Origin of the sequence: Pedobacter sp., from assembly GCF_965279535.1 — a bacterium.
Taxonomy (GTDB): domain Bacteria; phylum Bacteroidota; class Bacteroidia; order Sphingobacteriales; family Sphingobacteriaceae; genus Pedobacter.
Map to the genome: position 1 here is coordinate 3,685,484 of NZ_OZ257244.1, position 17,443 is coordinate 3,702,926.

A 17,443-nucleotide genomic window follows, 5' to 3' on the forward strand; every position below is an offset into this window, starting at 1 on the left:
TATTCATTACATTTTGGAAGAAGCAGCAGGACATCAGGAAAACACAAATCAGTCAATTACTCAACCTGCAGTTGTACCCAGTAGTCCAAACCGTATCCGCCTTGCCGTATCATTATTTTATTTTGGTCAGGGTATTGCATTCGCCTCATGGGCAAGTCGCATTCCGGATATAAAACACACTTTAAATTTATCAGATGGAGCACTCGGAAGTATCTTACTGGCACTTCCACTGGGGCAATTGTGTACCATGCCCATATCGGGTGGATTGGTAACCAAGTACGGGAGTAAAGCTATTCTTACCCTTACGGCACCACTTTATGTATTGGCCCTTAGTAATTTGGGTTTGGCAACTGCCCCCTGGCACCTATTTGCTTTCCTGTTTCTTTTCGGGGTAATTGGAAACATGTGCAATATCGCTGTAAACACACAAGGAGTAGAGGCCGAAAAGCTTTTCGGACGTCCAATTATGACTTCTTTTCATGGAGCATGGAGTATTGCCGGTTTCTCCGGAGCGCTGGTTGGGCTATTAATGGTCAATTTACATGTTATCCCATTGTTTCACTTTTTGGTGATTGTAGCCCTGATCTGGATTAATGTACTCTTAAACTATAAACATCTGGTCCCCGGCAAAGGGGCACAGGCAGAGCGTAAACCAAAATTGTTCGTTAAGCCAGAAGGCGTACTGCTACAACTGGGCATCATTGGCTTTTGTAGTATGGCCACAGAAGGTGCCATGTTCGACTGGAGTGGGGTTTATTTCAAAGAAATTGTTAAGGCTCCTTCCTCTCTCGTGATATTGGGCTATGCTTCTTTTATGGTGATGATGGCTACCGGCCGATTTATAGGCGATTCAATTATTCAACGGATGGGCAGAAAGCGAACCATTCAGGTCAGTGGACTCATAATATCCACAGGGATGTTTCTGTCTGTTTTTCTACCTTACATTGTTCCTTCAACAATTGGCTTTATGCTGGTCGGGATCGGCGTATCCAGTATTGTTCCAACCGTTTATAGTGTGGCAGGTAAAAGCGGCAAAATTGCGCCCGGAATGGCCATTGCTATGGTATCAAGCGTAAGTTACCTGGGGTTTTTAATGGGGCCGCCACTTATCGGATATATTTCAGCGCTATCCAGCCTGCGGTATTCATATGCCGTTATTGGCTGTTTCGGTTTATTTGTGAGCTTTATTGTGGCAAAGATTAAAGCCATGGAATAGCCGCTAAAGGGTCTTCTTGCTGAGTGCCTGAGATGTAGCTGTAGCTGTACGCAACAACGAACTCTCGACTCAAGACTCTCGACTCTCGACTCAGACAGGACTCCCTTCCATCTGCACCCTGTACTCATGACTCAGAACTTACGACTCTCGACTCAGACAGAACTCCCTTTCACACTACTCCCGCTTAATCAGACCCTGTTCCTTTAAAGCTGCCACTGCCAATTCTATCAATCTCAAATGCTCATCTATATGACCGTGTTGCACTTCGACATTGATGTAAGGGATGTTATTTTGCATGGCATAAACAGAAAGTGAGCCATCGTTAGATACAAATTTGGATTGCAGGATTACGTTGACATTGGCTTTCTTTAAGCTGGAGAATAAACGCGGTTCGGTAACATAAACCAGGTCATCTCCATCCATTTGAAAATTGATGTACACCGAATCTGCAGTGCTGGAGAGATCATATCCAGGCAGGTAAGACGAGATGCCAAAACCGCCATCGGCATTGTTGTGAAGGGTTAAAATATAGCCCAGTGATTTTGAATCGTAAAAATCTACAATCTGCTTACCGGCATTCAGAATTGTTTTTTCTACCTCGTTAGAGCTGTACGCGCCCTTTTTTAACCGGGTATTTACGCCAACCTGGGTATAAATGGCATTTGGATCTATGCGGTAATGATCGTCCATGTAGCTGAAATAATAATCCCTCACACTACCATATTGACTGTCAATAAGCTCTCCGCCGTACCAACGGATGTAATCGAAACCGGCTTTCACACCTGTATCTTCATTATCGTGAACCACCAAAAACCTTACGCCATTGGGCTTATAGCTGTATTTTACAAGTTGTACATCCAGATCATAGATCTTAATCAGCGAAGAATCGCTGGTCATTGCAGGGAAAACAGGTGGATGCTGGGCAAAAAGGGTTTGGAAACAAAAAAAACTTAAAGCAATAAGGATAAACTTAAACATGTAAAATATACAAAAAGGGCTATCAAATTGTTTGAAACCAAAAACTATCTGCCCTAAAGGTTAAAAGGATGATAAATTGAGTCTTAATACGCCTAAAATACAAAATGAATCGAATTTAGTATAAGCTGCGGTAGATTTGTAAAATACCTGGTTAACCATTTTTACACCATTTCTGTACCTTTTTCAGACCAAATTATTACCCCAAGGGTAACTAAAGAGTAAGCAATGGGTTAACAAAAGGTTAACCAAGGGTTAACCTGAGGTACAGAAAGGGTAAACAAAGGGTACAGAAAAGGTAAAGAATAGGTACAGAAAGGGTAATGAACAAGTACAGAATGGGTACAGAAATAACATGCTGTTTATCTTTCTGTTAAGCTGGTAATGGCGGCTAATTTTTATAGCCCAACCTGTTCATGGTACCTGAACCTGCCCCAACAGGTGAACGGGAATCAGAACGTAACTTACACCTAGGACGCAACAGGGAATAAACTGAAGAAAGTAAGCCAATATTTGTTATGACAGGCGCATGTTCATATTTTTCTTTGGAGGATTATTTAGAGTCGAATTTTTCCAAATCCTAATGGGGGGCAACTACAAATAATGTCGGAAGAACGCAAATGGAATTGGTTAAAACCTGCTACATATGATGAATTATTTAACAATATAACTTTGCAGTTACCCATTACGCTTAATATACGCTTCAACTACGCTTCACATACGCTTCAAGAGCGCTTCAAGCACGGATGAACATCGGCTTAGCCAAGCTTAAGCTGGCTAACAGTCTTGCCCGCTTATAGCTATAGTTATTCAGCTCTGCCAATTAACCATTAAGCCCGATACAACCAACAAAAAAGGCCTCCTTACGGAAGCCTTTTCGATTGTTATTTTAAGGAGGTATTTTAGTGACCCATTTCCCACTCGTTAACGTCTTTATGATCGTAAGGTTCGGCAATCATTTCATCAATTGTTTTACCTTTTTTGTTGAAACCAAAGCGATCTAACATTCTGTCGAATATTAAGTAAACTACCGGTACAACTATTAAGGTTAAGAATAACGAACTGGTTAATCCACCTACAATTACCCAGGCCAAACCATTTTTCCATTCGGCACCTGCCCCGCTTGCCAATGCAATAGGTAGCATACCGAATACCATGGCGATGGTGGTCATTAAAATCGGACGTAAACGGGCATGGTTAGCCAATATAAGTGCCTCTTTCGTTTCTTTACCTTCAGCCTTTAAGTGGTTGGTAAAATCGACCAGGATAATTGCGTTTTTCGCCACCAAACCCATCAGCATAATTAAACCTAAGATGGTAAAGATACCGATAGAGTTATTGGTTAAGGCTAATGCCAGCAGGGCTCCGATAAGTGCCAGAGGCAGCGAGAACATTACTACCAATGGGTATACAAAACTATCATACAAAGCTACCATGATCAGGTATACAAGAATAATGGCTGCTAACAAAGCAATACCCAAGGTACCAAAACCTTCAGCCTGGTTTTCCTGATCTCCTGCCCAGGTGTAACTTACTCCGATTGGTGCCTTAAGCTTTCCATTCTCCTGAAACTGCTTTAGTTTCTCCTGGAATTCGGCTACAATTGTTCCAGTTGGCCTACCAATAGATTGTGCCTGTACCGAAACGGATGTTGACTTATTTAAACGCTCCAGCTGACTTGGACCTGAACCTTCGGTGATGGTTGCAAACTGCGATAGTTTGATTTGTGCACCCTTATCATTTACAAATATCAGGTTTCTTACATCATCGATGTTTTTTCTGTTGAAATCCTGGTACTGGATGTTAATGTCGTACTCGTACTCACCTTTTCTGTATTTACCATCTGTATTTCCGGCAAATGCAGTCTGCATGGTTGAACCTACAGTAGCCAGGGTTAAGCCTACTGCCGACATCTTATCCCGGTCCACCTGAACATTAATCTCAGGTGTACCTTTCTCTACCGAGAGCTTAATCTCTGTTGCCCCAGGTATAGTTGCGAGTAATTTTTGAGCACCTTGTGCATATTTTAGCGCACTATCTAAGTTGGAGCCCATTACCACCAAGCTAATTGGCGCATTTTCGGCAATACCCAGGATACTGATTGGAACCGTTTTAACTTTCGCCCCAACAAGCTCTTTAGCTAGTGCACGGCTCATTTTAGTCGCAAATACATCTGAGGTAACGCCTTCACGCTCCTCGCGCTCTACTAATTTTACGTTAATTTCTGATTTGTAAGCAGTTGCCTGTGTACCACCAAAGTCACCACTGGCCTGGCCTACGGTAGTAATTAACTGTACAATTTCTGGTTGTTTATCTAAAAATGCTTCTGCTCTTTGGGTAAAGAAGTTGGTTTGCTCTAAAGATGCATCTTTTGGCAATTCAATCTGTACTAAGAACTCACCTTTATCCGATTTCGGGAAAAACTCGTTACCGATAAAACCTGCACCCAATAGTCCGCAAGAACCCAGGAACATTACAAAAACGATAACTAAGGTTAATGCTTTGTGGTTTAATGACCAGGTTAAGATGCCTGTAATCCAGTTGGTGAATTTTCTTAATTGCTTTTCAAACCAAAGGATGAAACGGCCAAACAGGTTTTTACCTTCAATGCGTTCCAGTTTACCATATCTCGAGAATAATAAAGGTACGATGGTAAATGAAGCCAGCAACGAAAGTAAAGTTGCAATAATTACCACGATACAGAACTGACGGAGGATGTTAGATACCAAACCTGTACTCACCGCGATTGGGAAGAATACCACCACAATTACGAAAGTAATGGATACTACAGTAAAACCAATTTCACGTGTGGCGTCAGAGGCTGCTCTCACTTTATTTTTACCCATCTCCATGTGACGCTGGATATTTTCCAATACCACAATCGCATCATCCACAAGGATACCTACCACAAGCGACAGCCCCAGTAACGACATCAGGTTTAAGGTAAAACCGAAAAGGCTAATCCCGATGAAGGTTGCAATTAACGATGCCGGGATAGATACCATTACGATTAAAGCATTACGTAAACTGTGTAAGAAGAACAACATCACGAATGCTACCAGGATTACAGCAAGAATTAAATCGTGTATTACTGCATCAGCAGATTCTAATGTGAAAATTGAACTATCGTTTACAATGTTGATATCCAGTTTATTAGCAGCATATTCAGTTTTTAGTTTGGCAATAATGGCATGTACACCTTTACTTACTTCAACCGCGTTTGCATCACTTTGTTTAATTACCTGTATAGCAATGGAAGCCTGGCGGTTAATACGTGCTAATTTTTCGGTTTCTTTCTTAGAATCCTGAACATCGGCAACATCACCCAAACGAATTTGGGCGCCATCTTTTGTGGTGGTTAATACCAGGTTTCTTAATTCATCGATGGACCTGTATTTACCTGATAAACGGATTAATACATCCTGATTTTGAGTTTTAACACTTCCGGTAGGGAAATCAAGGTTAGAACTTAAAATCATTTGCTGCACCTGAGGCACAGCCAAATTATAACCTTGTAATTTATTCGCATCCAGGGAAACCTGAATTTCACGCTCAGAACCACCTACAAGGTTTACCTGCGCAATACCCGTTACCCTTGATATTACCGGTGCAATACGCTGGTCAATTAAATCATAGAAACTCACATCATCCATGTTCGCAGAAGCTGTCATGGTGATAACCGGTAAATCATCCAGCGAGAATTTACTGAGTGAAGGTGTTTTTACATCTTCAGGTAAATCAGCTAGGATGGCATTCACCTTCCGTTGAGCATCATTTAAGGAGATATCGATATTGGCTTTATCTGTTAACGTAATGGTTACGGTAGATAAACTTTCAAAAGATACCGCATTAATCTTCTTGATGTTTTCCATAGAGGATACAGCATCCTCAATTTTCTTGGTTACTGTATTTTCTACCTCATTTGGCGAAGCACCGGGATATATAGTCGAAATGGATACTACGTTGTTAGAGAATTTTGGTAAAAGCTCATAACCCAACGAAAAGTAACTCAGGAGCCCAAGCAAAGTAAGCGCGGTAAATACCACAATTACCAGCGAAGGCCTTTTTATAGATATGTCAGTAATTTTCATTCTTTTTTAGTTTTGCATGTAAAGCAGCCTGCAAAAGCATCTGCTGGCAAACAATTATTTATTTTACAACACTAACTGCTGTTCCATCAAGTAAGTTGATCTGACCGCTGGTAATTACAGTTTCGCCTTCTTTCAAACCATCTAAAATTTCTACATTATCGCCCAGAATACGGCCTGTAACCACATTGCGAATTTTAGAGGTATTGTTAGATTTATCCAAAACGAATACCTGGTTGCTGCTAACACTACCCACAAAAGAAGTACGTGGAACCAAAATGCTTGGCGCTTGTTGAGGGAAGTTGAACACAGCTGTTCCATACATTCCGGCTCTAAGGCTGTTTTTTGTATTGTTGGTTACTTCAATCTCAATAGGGAAGTTTAAAGTAGCATCTGCTTTTGGTGCAATGAAGGTGATTTTTCCGGAAAATTTCTCATCAGGGAAAATGTTAGATTTAATGCTGATCTGGTCACCAATTTTCAAATTGGCTACCTGCGATTCATTTACATTCACTTTTAGTTTCAGTTTAGAAACATCTACCAGTTCAAATAACTGAGTACCCTGAGCAGTAACAAATGCACCTACTTCAATGTATCTTTTGTTTACGATACCGTTGATAGGTGATTTGATGTTTGCATCACTCAACCTGCGTTGAGAAGCCTGTAAACGCAATTTTGCGTTTCTGGTAGCCAGCTTCGCCTGGTCTAACTGTTGTTGGGTTACACCACCAGTTTGATAAGAACTCTGATATCTGGCTTCATCTCTTAAAGCATTTTGATAGGTAGCTTCAGCAGTTTCTCTGTCTGTATTGATGATTTCAGCATCTAAACGGGCCAAAACCTGTCCTTTGCTTACGCGGGTACCTTCATCTACATAAATAGCAGTAATTCGGCCTGCATTTTCAGATAAGAAATTAAGCTCTTGTTTAGGGATAAAATTTCCGTTAGCGCTGAAATCCAGATCGACTACTTTTTTCTCTACCGGTGCAACACGAACAGCTACAGCACCACCACCTTTGGCAATGAAGGCCGTTTTCTCTTCGTTTTTCTTTTTATTGTTGCTTAATACAAAAGCAATTGCGCCCAGGGCAACAACAACGACAATAATTATGGTAATTACTCTTTTCATCAGTTTTATTGTTTTAATGTTATGATTAGACTGAGCTAATGGCTAGCCCGATCTCCCATATCTATTTTACTAGCGATTTAATATTTCCGTTTGATTTAATTAATTGTATTTCGGCAATTTTATAATTTAATAAAGCCTGTGTATAGCTGTTTTGAGCTTCAGTAAGCGAGTTTTCTGTTTCCAGAAGATCAGTTAGAGATGCTAAACCATTATTGTAGTTGTTCTGCGTACTCCTGTAAATTTCCTCTGCTAGCTGAGCATTTTTACGTTGAGCCTTTATGGTATTCATGTTGTTGCTCAATTGAATTTTTGCATTTTCATAAGCCAGGTTTAAGGAGTTGGTAGATTCTTTTCTATCTTCTCTGGCTTTTCTGATTTCTACATCTGCCTGGCGAATTTTAGAACGGGTTAAGAAACCGTTAAAAATAGGAACCCTTAAGGTTAAACCTACTGCCGATGAACCGAAACCAATAGCCGTGCTGTTAGAACTCAGGAAATCGAAACCATTGCTCTGGCTGGAGTAGGTGTAGTTGCCAGTTAAAGATAGGGTAGGATAATACTCCGATACATAAGCTTTTCGTTGTAATGAAAGCAACTTATCCTGATTATCTAAAAGCTTTATCTCCGTTCTGTTGGCATAATCTAATGAATCTCTGAACTCTGGAAGCTGGCTTACCTCTGTTAATTCTGTCGCAGGTAAACTAATAGCGGTAGTTACCGGCATACCCATTGAGAATTTTAATTGGTTTTCCAACTGGGTAATGGCATTGATGATCTGCTCGCGTTGTGTGTTCAAATTGGTAAGATTCACATTAATACGATCTACATCAATTTTTCTGGCTAAACCGTTTTTGTATTGATTGCCAACAATTTTCTCTACCACCTTTACATTTTTAATGTTGGTATCGATTACATTTAATTGTTGCCTGTTTACCAATACCTGATAATAGTTGTTTGCTACAAGCTCGATAATTTGCTCTTCTGTTAACTGAGAAACCAGATTGTAATATTCTTCACTTGATTTGGCCGCCTGCAAACCTGTAAAAACCTGTTGGTTAAAAAGTTGCTGCGATAGTTGTACACCAGCGTTCGAGTTCCATTTCTGACCAAATTTTAAGGTTTGAAGCTGTCCGCCAAAATCAACCACCTGTTGTCCGATGATTGGATTGTACGTTAAGCCAGAAGTTCCGGTGATTTGAGGTAATGCCTGCGCCCTTACTTCCTGCACCTTATATCTCCCACCTTCTATATCCAGTTTTGACTTGCGTACTTTATTGTTGTTTTGGAGCGCATAGTTGAGCGCATCTTTTAAAGTTATCTGCTGCTGGGCAACAACCAACTGCGGTAAAGCGATGCCTATAAGGAATACGAGCATTAATTTTACCATTTTTACTCTGTGCATAATGTATGATTTTGTTTTCGGGTTTTTGTTTTTCTGATAGAACGTTGTTACGTAAGACGATGGACTTGCTTTTTTACTTTATCCAATTTCAATTTTTTAACATTTAAGCCCTTTGGCGAAAATGGTAGAAAGGTCTTTTTGCTTTTGCGTCATCTTATTCAATGCTTTTTTATCGGGTGAAATGTCTTTTCCGGTTTCCATAATGCACATGGTGGTTAAGCCCATCAGGCTTTCTAAATACAGTTCTGCAATGTGGGTCATGCTTTCGTGTTTTATTTCTCCCTTGGTTTGTGCCTGGCTAAAAATTTCAGCGTAAAAGGCCTTCTCCTGACTTTTTAATGTGGTAAGCTTGCTTTTCATCGCTTCATCATTCAATAAGTCTGGAATGCCTTCTGAAATTTTTAGCATGTAATACTTCTGAAAAAAGGTGTTCCTTACATCAATGGTGTTGAATAAAATCTGCTCTAAACTTTGGTTTGGATTGTATTTTTTCTTCAACAAGGCAAAGTAATCTGTGAAAACTTTTTCTATAACCCCAATGATTAAACTTTTTTTATCAGGGAAATAATAATAAAGAGAAGGTTTTGACACAGATAAGTCTTCAGCTATATCATTCATAGTGGTTTTGTTAATACCAAAATGGATGAAGCGTTTTATAGCGCCATCAATAATCTGTTCTCTTTTTTTATCGGCTACAATCATTTTACTTTTCTACTTTCTGACTTTTTTAATATTTTAGTCAAAAATAGTGCTAAAAATCTGTTTGTTGTGCGGCTCGGCTTAATTCAGTCTAGATAATGACTTTTTGATGACATTAAAAAGCTTTCTGTTTGGTTTTTATATATTTACAAAAGTAAAAATAGTCTGTATGTCAGTATTTGTCCCTTTAGTAGTTGTAGTTTTTACCATCCTCTTTATGGAATGTTTGTCCTGGTTTATACACAAGTATTTATTCCATGGGCCACTTTGGTTTATCCATAAAAGTCATCATAAACACCACGCCGGATTTTTAGAATGGAATGATGTTTTTGCAATTTTATTCGCGTGCATTTCTCTCTACCTGATGTTTATCGATCGGTTTAATTTTGGGTTCAGATTCTTTATTGGTTTAGGCATCACTTTGTACGGATTAATATATTTCGTCGTTCACGATTGGTTTGTTCACCAAAGGATCAGAGCTTTCAAAAGCAAAAACAGCTACCTGAGTTTAATCAGAAAGGCACATAAAATTCATCATAAAAACCAGGGCAAAGAAAATGGAAAGGCCTTCGGGCTATTGTTTGTGAAGAAGAAGGTTCTAAAATCAAATTTGTAATATGAAGAAAAGTATTTGTTTTATGCTGGTTTTGATTGGTCTTATTACCTCTTGTAAGAAGGAAACTGATAAAGAAAGGGCAATAGCCATAGTTGAATCTCAATACGAGCGTAAGGATCAGCAACTTGATTTTGATCAGGCTACATTAGATAGTCTTTATACGATTTCTCCCAAAGCCTATGCAGATAGTATTTTAAAAGGTAACGAGCTGGATTCTATTCTGGCTGTATTGGAGAGTCAAATTGAGCATTTTAATCAACAGGAATCAGATAGTGTTGGGTTAATTAGCGCCGAACTCACCAAACAACGCTACCGTTTGCTCGACCTTGCCAAAACAAAACCCCGGTTTATCGGTTGGAAGCTTTCAGGTGTAAAAGTGGAGGGGTTAAAATCTGAAGTATTGAGTTTTAATTTTGATAAAGCGATTACGAGGATTGTAAAGTAATTGGATTGAAGGGAGTTTTTTGTCCTGGCCGGACAGGCCTCTTTGTTTTGGTGTCAAAAGAAACAAACCGAACCCGATATTACATCGGGGAGCTCATTAATACAATTAAAAAACAATAAACAACTATTAATAAAACATCGGCTTAAAATTATTCAATAGTGTTTATTGTCCTTGATGGTATTCATGAGGGCTACGCCGTTTTTCTTCTAAAGTCAGTGCTGCGGCTGGGGCAGTGCCTGCCGAAAACTTTGTTAGGCCGATCTGAGTGGAACGGAGAAGCAGTGCGGAGGCCTAGCTGGGTGGTAAAGCAGGGTGGCCAAAGCGATGGTAATAAACTTTCTTTATGCAAGAATGATGGTTTGCAAGGTTAGGCATTTCGCTAGCTGCCTTTAATAGTTAACTGACTTTCCCAAGTACGCTTCCGGCCTCGCAGCATTTTGCCGGATAGGACATTTGAATGCTTGTAGTTTCAAACGTTTACCTACTGCCCAAGGGAATAAGCAGCGCGGGTAGGTTTGTGTGGAGGGATGGCCTCTTATTACCGCTAATCGCATTCGGATGCTCCTAGCCAAGAAAGGATGCAAGCCTTGATCTTTTGTTTCTTTTCTATCAAGAGAAAAGAAAGAGCCCTTCCGGCGGCGAGGAAGAAAAGTTGAACTTACATTTTTCTTACATGGTTCAATTATAATGTTTCTTTCCAATGAGCGGCGATCATGCACGCTCAAAAGATCTTTATCTATACTGCGGCTTATCTAGCGCTCCTTCATTCAAAAAACTATTTTTTATCTTACTTTTGTGCGCAAACACAAAAAACAATATGCTGCAGATTCAGGAAAATATTTCACTAAAACCATATAATTCTTTTGGTATTGATGTTAAGGCACGCTTTTTTGCCGAAATATTTGATGAAGCAGATTTGAAAACACTCTTTCAGCAGGAACTGGTAAGAAGCCAAAAGATTTTAGTAGTTGGTGGTGGGAGCAATGTTTTGTTTACTGAAGATTTTAACGGACTTGTTATCAAAATTAGTATCAAAGGTATTAGCGTAAATACCACTGACGAAAAAATATTGGTTACTGCCGGGGCAGGAGAAGTATGGAACGATCTTGTAGCTTATTGTGTTAAACATCATTATGCGGGTGTAGAAAATTTAAGTCTTATTCCTGGTACGGTAGGTGCCTCGCCCATTCAGAATATTGGGGCGTATGGCGTAGAACTTAAAGATGTTTTTGAATCGTGTACCGCCTTTGAAATTGCAACAGGTTTGATTAAGACATTTTCTTTTGCTGATTGCCATTTTGGTTATCGGGAAAGTGCTTTCAAAAATGAATTAAAAGGACAGTATATCATTACTGGTGTAACTTTTCGCCTGTCAGCAGAGGCTAAGATAAATACTTCTTACGGCGCTATTGAGGCTGAACTGGAAAAAAGAGGAATTACTGATCCTGATATTGCAGACGTATCTGCAGCAGTATCGCATATTCGGGTGAGTAAGCTTCCCGATCCGAGTACCATTGGAAATGCAGGAAGCTTTTTCAAGAATCCGGTAATTGAAAAACATGAATTTGCTGATGTTGTGGCGAAACACCCCGATGTGGTACATTATCCCACAGCAGACAATAAGGTTAAACTGGCCGCTGGCTGGTTAATAGAGCAGTGTGGCTGGAAGGGTAAAGTAGTAGGCAATACAGGTACATGGAAGAATCAGGCTTTGGTTTTGGTTAACCATGGAGGTGCCAGTGGTCGGGAGGTTTATGATCTGTCTGCTCAGATAATAGACAGTGTTCAGTCTACTTTTGGAGTCACTTTGGAACGCGAAGTAAATATTCTGTGACCAAAAGGCGGTTAAAATTGGATTAAGCGTTTTGATGATGTGCCAGTTTTTTTTGGTACTAAGTTTGTTTAGGATAAAGACGAATAAGTAATATTATCATTTGTTATTTTATAATCTTACCCCTAAAGCTAAACATCATGACAAAATTTGAATTCAATCATCTGGTTAATCACCACTCCGTATCACTGAGATCATATGCTTTAAATTTTACCAAAGATGCTGAAGACGCAAATGACCTGGTACAGGATACGATGCTGAAGGCAATTACTTACTACAATAAATTTAAAGAAGGTACTAACCTAAAAGGATGGTTATTCACGATAATGAAAAATACATTCATTAATAACTACCGCCGTTTAGTGAAAACCAATACCTTGATTACACAAAGCGAAGATATTTCCTCTGCAAACCTATCGTATAGTGCAACCAAGAACCAAGCGGAAAGTAAATTTATATTGGGCGATATTAATAAAGCACTTGAACAATTGCCAGAAGAGTATTATGTGCCGTTTATCCGTTATTTCGAAGGGTATAAATACCATGAAATTGCCGATATGCTAGAAATTCCAATCGGAACAGTAAAAACCCGTATTCACGTGGCCAGGGGAATTTTGAAAAAATATTTAAAAACGTATTCGAAAGATGTTTTGAATGCGGAGATTAACTAAGATATATCTTTCTATAAAACTGAAGGTCTGGATTTTTTATCCAGGCCTTTTTTATTAAAGAATAGGTTTGGGATAAGGAAAAGGCTATAAAAAGCAAAAGGCCCGGAACTTCCAGGCCTTTTTGCTTATCATATATTTGGTTAGTTGATTCTTATTTTTTATTTCAACAATATTCCTTCTCTCTAATTTCGAAACAAATGAAAACCCTGAATAATTATCTGTTTAATTGAATTATTACAGTGTTTTTGTTTTGTGGTTATAAAGATAAGCGAAATTTTAAATTTGTCAAGCTTTTTTTTAACTTTTATTTAACTTTTTTATTGTTTCTTTTGCTACAACTTGTCCGGAGATGATTGCGGGTGGCACTCCGGGGCCTGGGACGGTTAATTGACCTGTATATAAAAAATTTGTTACAATAGACTTTATTCTCGGTTTCAGGAAAGCAGTTTGTTTGAGGGTGTTTGCAAGTCCGTAGGCATTGCCTTTAAAAGCGTGATAATCCGAAACAAAATCATCCATTGCGTAACTCCGCTTAAACAGCACTGCATCTTTAATTTCATTTCCGGTTAAAGCTGCAAAACGTTCGCATAGCATGTCGAAATACTTTTCACGCTCTGCTTCGCTATCTGTTAGGCCCGGAGCGAGGGGTACGAGGAAGAAAAGATTTTCGCAGCCTGCCGGAGCTACGCCTGGATCACTTATTGATGGGCAACAAGCATAAAATAATGGATTGCTGGGCCATTGCGCTTCTGTATAAATTTCTTTCGCATGCTCGTCAAAATTCTGATCAAAAAAGAGGTTATGGTGCAGAATGTTACTGAGCTTCTTGTTCAGGCCTATATAGAATAGCAGGCAAGAAGGCGCCATTGTGCGGTTATCCCAATATTTTTCCGTGTAGTTGCGGTAAGGTTTTTCTAAAAGTTGCTGGTCGATATGGTGATAGTCGGCATTGCCGATAATAAAGTCTGCTTTAAAATTCCCTTGATTGGTAATCACTTCTTCCGCAATATTTCCCTTTACTTCGATTTTTGAAACTTCCGTATTGAAAATAAATTTTACCCCCTCTTTCTCCGCAATGGTTTGCATGGCTGAAACAATTTTGTGCATACCTCCCATAGGATACCAGGTGCCCAAAATAAGATCAGCATAATTCATGAGGCTGTATAGTGCCGGGGTGTTTTGTGGGGTTGCGCCCAAAAATAAAACCGGGAACTCCAATAGCTTACGTAGTTTTTCATGTTTAAACAGTTGGTGTACATGCTTACGCATATTGCCCAATAGTTGCAATTTTATTCCACTAATGGCTAACCGCGGGTCAAAATATTCTAATACACTATGGGAGGGCTTAAAAACATATTCGTTCATGCCCACCTCGTATTTGTATTTAGCCTGTTTTAAAAAGGTATCGAGATTTTTGCTGCTTCCAGGTTCAAGTGTTTCGAACAGAGTATATAGCGCTTTAGTAGTAGCAGGAACATCCAGCGTGTCATCTTTCCCAAAGTAGATTCGGTAAGATGGACTTAATCTTTTGAGCGTGTAAAAATCGGAGGTTGTATGGTTAAACAGTTGGTAGAAATTCTCAAATACATCTGGCATCCAGTACCAACTTGGCCCCATATCGAATATAAAGCCATCTTTCTCCCAGGTTCTTGCGCGCCCTCCGGCCATTTCATTTTTTTCAATTACCGTCACCTCGTAGCCTTCTTTCGCTAATAATGCAGCAGCCGAAAGGCCTGCGAAGCCAGCGCCTATCACCAAGATTTTTTGCTTTTTATCCATTCTGCTAAATAAAGGAAAATTTGAGAAGATTGTTTGGTGTTTTGTTCAGGTTTCGTCATCAGTACTGAAGCGACTGTTTTAAGATTTCCTGAATTTCTACATGCTCTCGAATGACAGGTATACAAGGTTTGCATTTCGCTAAATAATTAACAGATTTCTGCTAAGTACGCCTCCGGTCTGGCATCCTATTGCCTGATAGACATTCAAACGCTTCCCGTCTCAAACGTTTACTCGCTTTAGGAGCAATAGATTTGGCCTCAGGTTTGCTACCTTTGTGATTGCAAATGAATAAACGTATCCTATTTCTATTATTTTCTGTTCTCTTTGTATTCAAATCGGCTCAGGGGCAACTCTCTGGTAAAGAGATTACAGTGCTTAAAAGCGACATGGTTAAGGCCGTGGAGAACTCCAGACTTACAGATTCACTTTTTAGCAGATTAGACAGGCTCCCTAATAAAACTGCGCTCATTACTGGTTATTTAGGTACTTTAGAAGCGCTGAAAGCGAAACACGCCTGGAATCCATATAACAAGATTAAATATGTTAGTCGTTCGCTTAAAACCATGAAGAAAGCCATTGCAATGGATAAGGAAAATATGGAAATCAGGTTTATGCGTTTTTCTATCGAGCATTTTACCCCCTCATTTTTAGGCTTCAGTAAAGATTTGGATGTAGATCGAAAGGAAATTGTAAAACACTACCAAAATCATAACTTTGGCCTTGCTGATGAAACCCTGGTGAAAAACGTAGCCAAATTTATGGTGGAGAGCAAACGCTGTACGGCCGAAGAAGTGAAAGTGCTAAAAAAATACTATTAAATGAACTATATCTATTTGCTGATTAATCTTGGTGTTATCTTTTTCCCTTTAGCTTTATCGTTTGATAAGAAGGTTCATTTTTTTAGCAAGTGGAAGTTTGTTCTACCAGCAATCTTTCTTACCGGAATTGTATTCCTCATCTGGGATTTGCTTTTTGTGAAGCTGAATGTATGGTCTTTTAACCCAGATTATATTATAGGATTCAAAGTATTGGGTTTGCCTATTGAAGAAATCCTTTTCTTTTTAACGGTACCTTATGCCTGTATTTTTATATACGAATGTTTGAATGCTTATTTTCCGGCCAATGCCTTGCAGCGATATAGTTTAGCCCTTAGTAACCTGCTTGTTGGATTATGTATCGCCATTTTGTTTTTTGGCTACAGTAGATGGTATACACTCATCAACTTTGGGTTTTTGTTGCTGGTGCTGATGTATGTAGAGTACGTAAATGTAAAATTCAGGTTTATGTATAAATTTTACAGGGCTTATCTGGTTTCGTTGATCCCATTTTATATTGTAAATGGCTTTTTAACCGCCATTCCTGTGGTCATTTACAACGATAAAGAAATTTTGGGCATGCGGGTAGGAACCATTCCATTTGAAGATCATTTCTACTTATTGAGTCTTTTATTGATGAATGTGTTCTTGTATGAGTGGTTTAAAAACCGGAACACGAAATAATGGAACTTCCCATTTATACCAGACAGCAGCTGGCATTGCGGAATGGCCAGGATAAACCTCAAATCTGGGTGGCTTTTAAAGGTTTAATTTATGATGTAACCGAAAGCCGTTTATGGCGAAATGGAAAACATTATGAGCATTGGGCGGGTCAGGATTTAACTGATGAGCTTGCAGATGCCCCTCATACAGATGCAGTTTTCATAAAATTTACTGCGATTGGTATTTTAGCCTAAACCAGATTGAGGCTGCTTAGAGAAGATTGCTTGAGCTCCTTAAATTCTGAAGGGCGTTTCCCTACCATTTTAAAGAAAGTGTTACTAAAGGATGAAATACTATTGTATCCTACCGAATAGGCAATTTCGCTGATGGTAGCGTCGCTTTCTAATAGTTTCTCCATCGCTTTTATCATTCGAGCCAATTTTAAGTACTGAAAAAAGGAGACATTCAATGCAGACTGGAACAATCTGGATAAGGTTCTGGTGCTGAAGCTGGTTGCTTTTCCAACACTTTCTAAACTCATGGTATCCTGAGATAAATTTGTTGCAATATAGCGAAGCACAGGCCTTAAGCGTTCGTTTTCAGTTGTGGGTAATGCAATGGGGAGGGGATGTTGGCTCACAACCGGCAATATATTTTTAAGGGTATTGAGAAAATCATATTCCTTTGTTCCGGGGCTGATATTACCGTTCCACCTTTCAGAAAATAAGAACATTTCGAGCAGCAAATTATTTACGGGATAAATGCCTATCTGTTTGTAAAAGGGGTTTTCATCATCCGTAAAGGTGTCAAAATAAATGTTTCTTACGATAGCTGCATGGAAGCGATGTTGCAAATGGTGTTCTACCCCCGCAGGGATCCAAACATAATGCCTTGCGGGGAGAAAATAGGATTTCTCTTTGGTGTAAAGGAATATTACCCCACCTTCTACATAGGTAAGTTGTCCTTTTAAATGGGTATGATCCTGAAAGCGATCTTCAAATTTGCTATGCCAAACATACATGGTATCTGGTTTTTCATCTATTGCAAATAAAAGCTCTTCGTTGCTAACTTTAATCATTTGGCTGGTTTGAATAAATATCTGTCGATTTAGATA

Annotated in this window: 15 protein-coding genes; 8 read left to right on the forward strand and 7 right to left on the reverse strand. The window is 39.2% G+C overall.

What is annotated here, in order from left to right; genetic code table 11:
• The first annotated feature begins 13 nt into the window (after window positions 1-13).
• Entirely contained in the window at window positions 14-1,216 is a 1,203-nt protein-coding gene (locus tag ACQY77_RS15055) for an MFS transporter (protein WP_421941338.1), read from the forward strand.
• A 174-nt stretch (window positions 1,217-1,390) separates the two neighbouring features.
• Here ACQY77_RS15055 and ACQY77_RS15060 read toward each other — a convergent pair whose 3' ends face one another.
• The 5 genes from ACQY77_RS15060 to ACQY77_RS15080 all read right to left on the reverse strand — a co-directional run bounded on the left by ACQY77_RS15060 (window position 1,391) and on the right by ACQY77_RS15080 (window position 9,512).
• Window positions 1,391-2,194, reverse strand: a complete 804-nt coding sequence (locus ACQY77_RS15060) for a hypothetical protein (RefSeq protein WP_421941337.1) — start codon at window positions 2,192-2,194, stop codon at window positions 1,391-1,393.
• Window positions 2,195-3,093: 899 nt separating this feature from the next.
• Window positions 3,094-6,282: an efflux RND transporter permease subunit gene (locus ACQY77_RS15065; protein ID WP_421941336.1), complete on the reverse strand. Its 3,189-nt coding sequence runs from the start codon at window positions 6,280-6,282 to the stop codon at window positions 3,094-3,096.
• Between the two features lie 58 nt (window positions 6,283-6,340).
• On the reverse strand, window positions 6,341-7,408 hold the full coding sequence (locus ACQY77_RS15070) for an efflux RND transporter periplasmic adaptor subunit (protein WP_421941335.1): 1,068 nt from the start codon (window positions 7,406-7,408) through the stop codon (window positions 6,341-6,343).
• Between the two features lie 61 nt (window positions 7,409-7,469).
• Window positions 7,470-8,810, reverse strand: a complete 1,341-nt coding sequence (locus ACQY77_RS15075) for a TolC family protein (RefSeq protein ID WP_421941334.1) — start codon at window positions 8,808-8,810, stop codon at window positions 7,470-7,472.
• A 96-nt stretch (window positions 8,811-8,906) separates the two neighbouring features.
• Window positions 8,907-9,512 (reverse strand): TetR/AcrR family transcriptional regulator, encoded by a 606-nt coding sequence (locus ACQY77_RS15080; protein ID WP_421941333.1) that lies wholly within the window; start codon window positions 9,510-9,512, stop codon window positions 8,907-8,909.
• Between the two features lie 166 nt (window positions 9,513-9,678).
• Between ACQY77_RS15080 and ACQY77_RS15085 the strand changes: the two genes are divergently transcribed.
• The 4 genes from ACQY77_RS15085 to ACQY77_RS15100 all read left to right on the forward strand — a co-directional run bounded on the left by ACQY77_RS15085 (window position 9,679) and on the right by ACQY77_RS15100 (window position 13,072).
• Window positions 9,679-10,125, forward strand: a complete 447-nt coding sequence (locus tag ACQY77_RS15085) for a sterol desaturase family protein (protein ID WP_421941332.1) — start codon at window positions 9,679-9,681, stop codon at window positions 10,123-10,125.
• A gap of 1 nt (window position 10,126) precedes the next feature.
• Complete coding sequence (locus ACQY77_RS15090) at window positions 10,127-10,570, forward strand: hypothetical protein (RefSeq protein ID WP_421941331.1); 444 nt, start codon at window positions 10,127-10,129, stop codon at window positions 10,568-10,570.
• A gap of 817 nt (window positions 10,571-11,387) precedes the next feature.
• Window positions 11,388-12,404, forward strand: a complete 1,017-nt coding sequence (gene murB, locus ACQY77_RS15095) for a UDP-N-acetylmuramate dehydrogenase (protein ID WP_421941330.1) — start codon at window positions 11,388-11,390, stop codon at window positions 12,402-12,404.
• Between the two features lie 137 nt (window positions 12,405-12,541).
• Window positions 12,542-13,072 carry an RNA polymerase sigma factor gene (locus ACQY77_RS15100; RefSeq protein ID WP_421941329.1) on the forward strand — a complete coding sequence of 177 codons (531 nt, stop codon included), beginning with the start codon at window positions 12,542-12,544 and terminating at the stop codon, window positions 13,070-13,072.
• Between the two features lie 297 nt (window positions 13,073-13,369).
• Here the strand turns inward: ACQY77_RS15100 and ACQY77_RS15105 are convergent, their stop codons facing one another.
• Window positions 13,370-14,851 carry a phytoene desaturase family protein gene (locus ACQY77_RS15105; protein ID WP_421941328.1) on the reverse strand — a complete coding sequence of 494 codons (1,482 nt, stop codon included), beginning with the start codon at window positions 14,849-14,851 and terminating at the stop codon, window positions 13,370-13,372.
• 284 nt (window positions 14,852-15,135) lie between these two features.
• Here ACQY77_RS15105 and ACQY77_RS15110 point away from each other — a divergent pair, with 284 nt between their 5' ends.
• The 3 genes from ACQY77_RS15110 to ACQY77_RS15120 are packed head-to-tail and all read left to right on the forward strand — an operon-like array spanning window position 15,136 to window position 16,583.
• Window positions 15,136-15,669 (forward strand): hypothetical protein, encoded by a 534-nt coding sequence (locus tag ACQY77_RS15110; RefSeq protein ID WP_421941327.1) that lies wholly within the window; start codon window positions 15,136-15,138, stop codon window positions 15,667-15,669.
• Window positions 15,670-16,350: a lycopene cyclase domain-containing protein gene (locus tag ACQY77_RS15115; RefSeq protein ID WP_421941326.1), complete on the forward strand. Its 681-nt coding sequence runs from the start codon at window positions 15,670-15,672 to the stop codon at window positions 16,348-16,350.
• Entirely contained in the window at window positions 16,350-16,583 is a 234-nt protein-coding gene (locus ACQY77_RS15120; RefSeq protein WP_421941325.1) for a cytochrome b5 domain-containing protein, read from the forward strand. Before ACQY77_RS15115 ends, ACQY77_RS15120 begins: the two co-directional genes overlap by 1 nt.
• Here ACQY77_RS15120 and ACQY77_RS15125 read toward each other — a convergent pair.
• On the reverse strand, window positions 16,580-17,407 hold the full coding sequence (locus ACQY77_RS15125; protein WP_421941324.1) for a helix-turn-helix domain-containing protein: 828 nt from the start codon (window positions 17,405-17,407) through the stop codon (window positions 16,580-16,582). The two genes, ACQY77_RS15120 and ACQY77_RS15125, sit on opposite strands and share 4 nt — an antisense overlap.
• Between the last annotated feature and the right edge of the window lie 36 nt (window positions 17,408-17,443).

Coding starts and splice junctions, on each gene's coding strand:
- ACQY77_RS15100 (WP_421941329.1), top strand. CDS start 12,542: ATGACAAAATTTGAATTCAATCATCTGGTTAATCACCACTCCGTATCA.
- ACQY77_RS15125 (WP_421941324.1), bottom strand. CDS start 17,407: ATGATTAAAGTTAGCAACGAAGAGCTTTTATTTGCAATAGATGAAAAA.
- ACQY77_RS15090 (WP_421941331.1), top strand. CDS start 10,127: ATGAAGAAAAGTATTTGTTTTATGCTGGTTTTGATTGGTCTTATTACC.
- ACQY77_RS15110 (WP_421941327.1), top strand. CDS start 15,136: ATGAATAAACGTATCCTATTTCTATTATTTTCTGTTCTCTTTGTATTC.
- ACQY77_RS15120 (WP_421941325.1), top strand. CDS start 16,350: ATGGAACTTCCCATTTATACCAGACAGCAGCTGGCATTGCGGAATGGC.
- murB (WP_421941330.1), top strand. CDS start 11,388: ATGCTGCAGATTCAGGAAAATATTTCACTAAAACCATATAATTCTTTT.
- ACQY77_RS15080 (WP_421941333.1), bottom strand. CDS start 9,512: ATGATTGTAGCCGATAAAAAAAGAGAACAGATTATTGATGGCGCTATA.
- ACQY77_RS15065 (WP_421941336.1), bottom strand. CDS start 6,282: ATGAAAATTACTGACATATCTATAAAAAGGCCTTCGCTGGTAATTGTG.
- ACQY77_RS15085 (WP_421941332.1), top strand. CDS start 9,679: ATGTCAGTATTTGTCCCTTTAGTAGTTGTAGTTTTTACCATCCTCTTT.
- ACQY77_RS15070 (WP_421941335.1), bottom strand. CDS start 7,408: ATGAAAAGAGTAATTACCATAATTATTGTCGTTGTTGTTGCCCTGGGC.
- ACQY77_RS15075 (WP_421941334.1), bottom strand. CDS start 8,810: ATGCACAGAGTAAAAATGGTAAAATTAATGCTCGTATTCCTTATAGGC.
- ACQY77_RS15115 (WP_421941326.1), top strand. CDS start 15,670: ATGAACTATATCTATTTGCTGATTAATCTTGGTGTTATCTTTTTCCCT.
- ACQY77_RS15105 (WP_421941328.1), bottom strand. CDS start 14,851: ATGGATAAAAAGCAAAAAATCTTGGTGATAGGCGCTGGCTTCGCAGGC.
- ACQY77_RS15060 (WP_421941337.1), bottom strand. CDS start 2,194: ATGTTTAAGTTTATCCTTATTGCTTTAAGTTTTTTTTGTTTCCAAACC.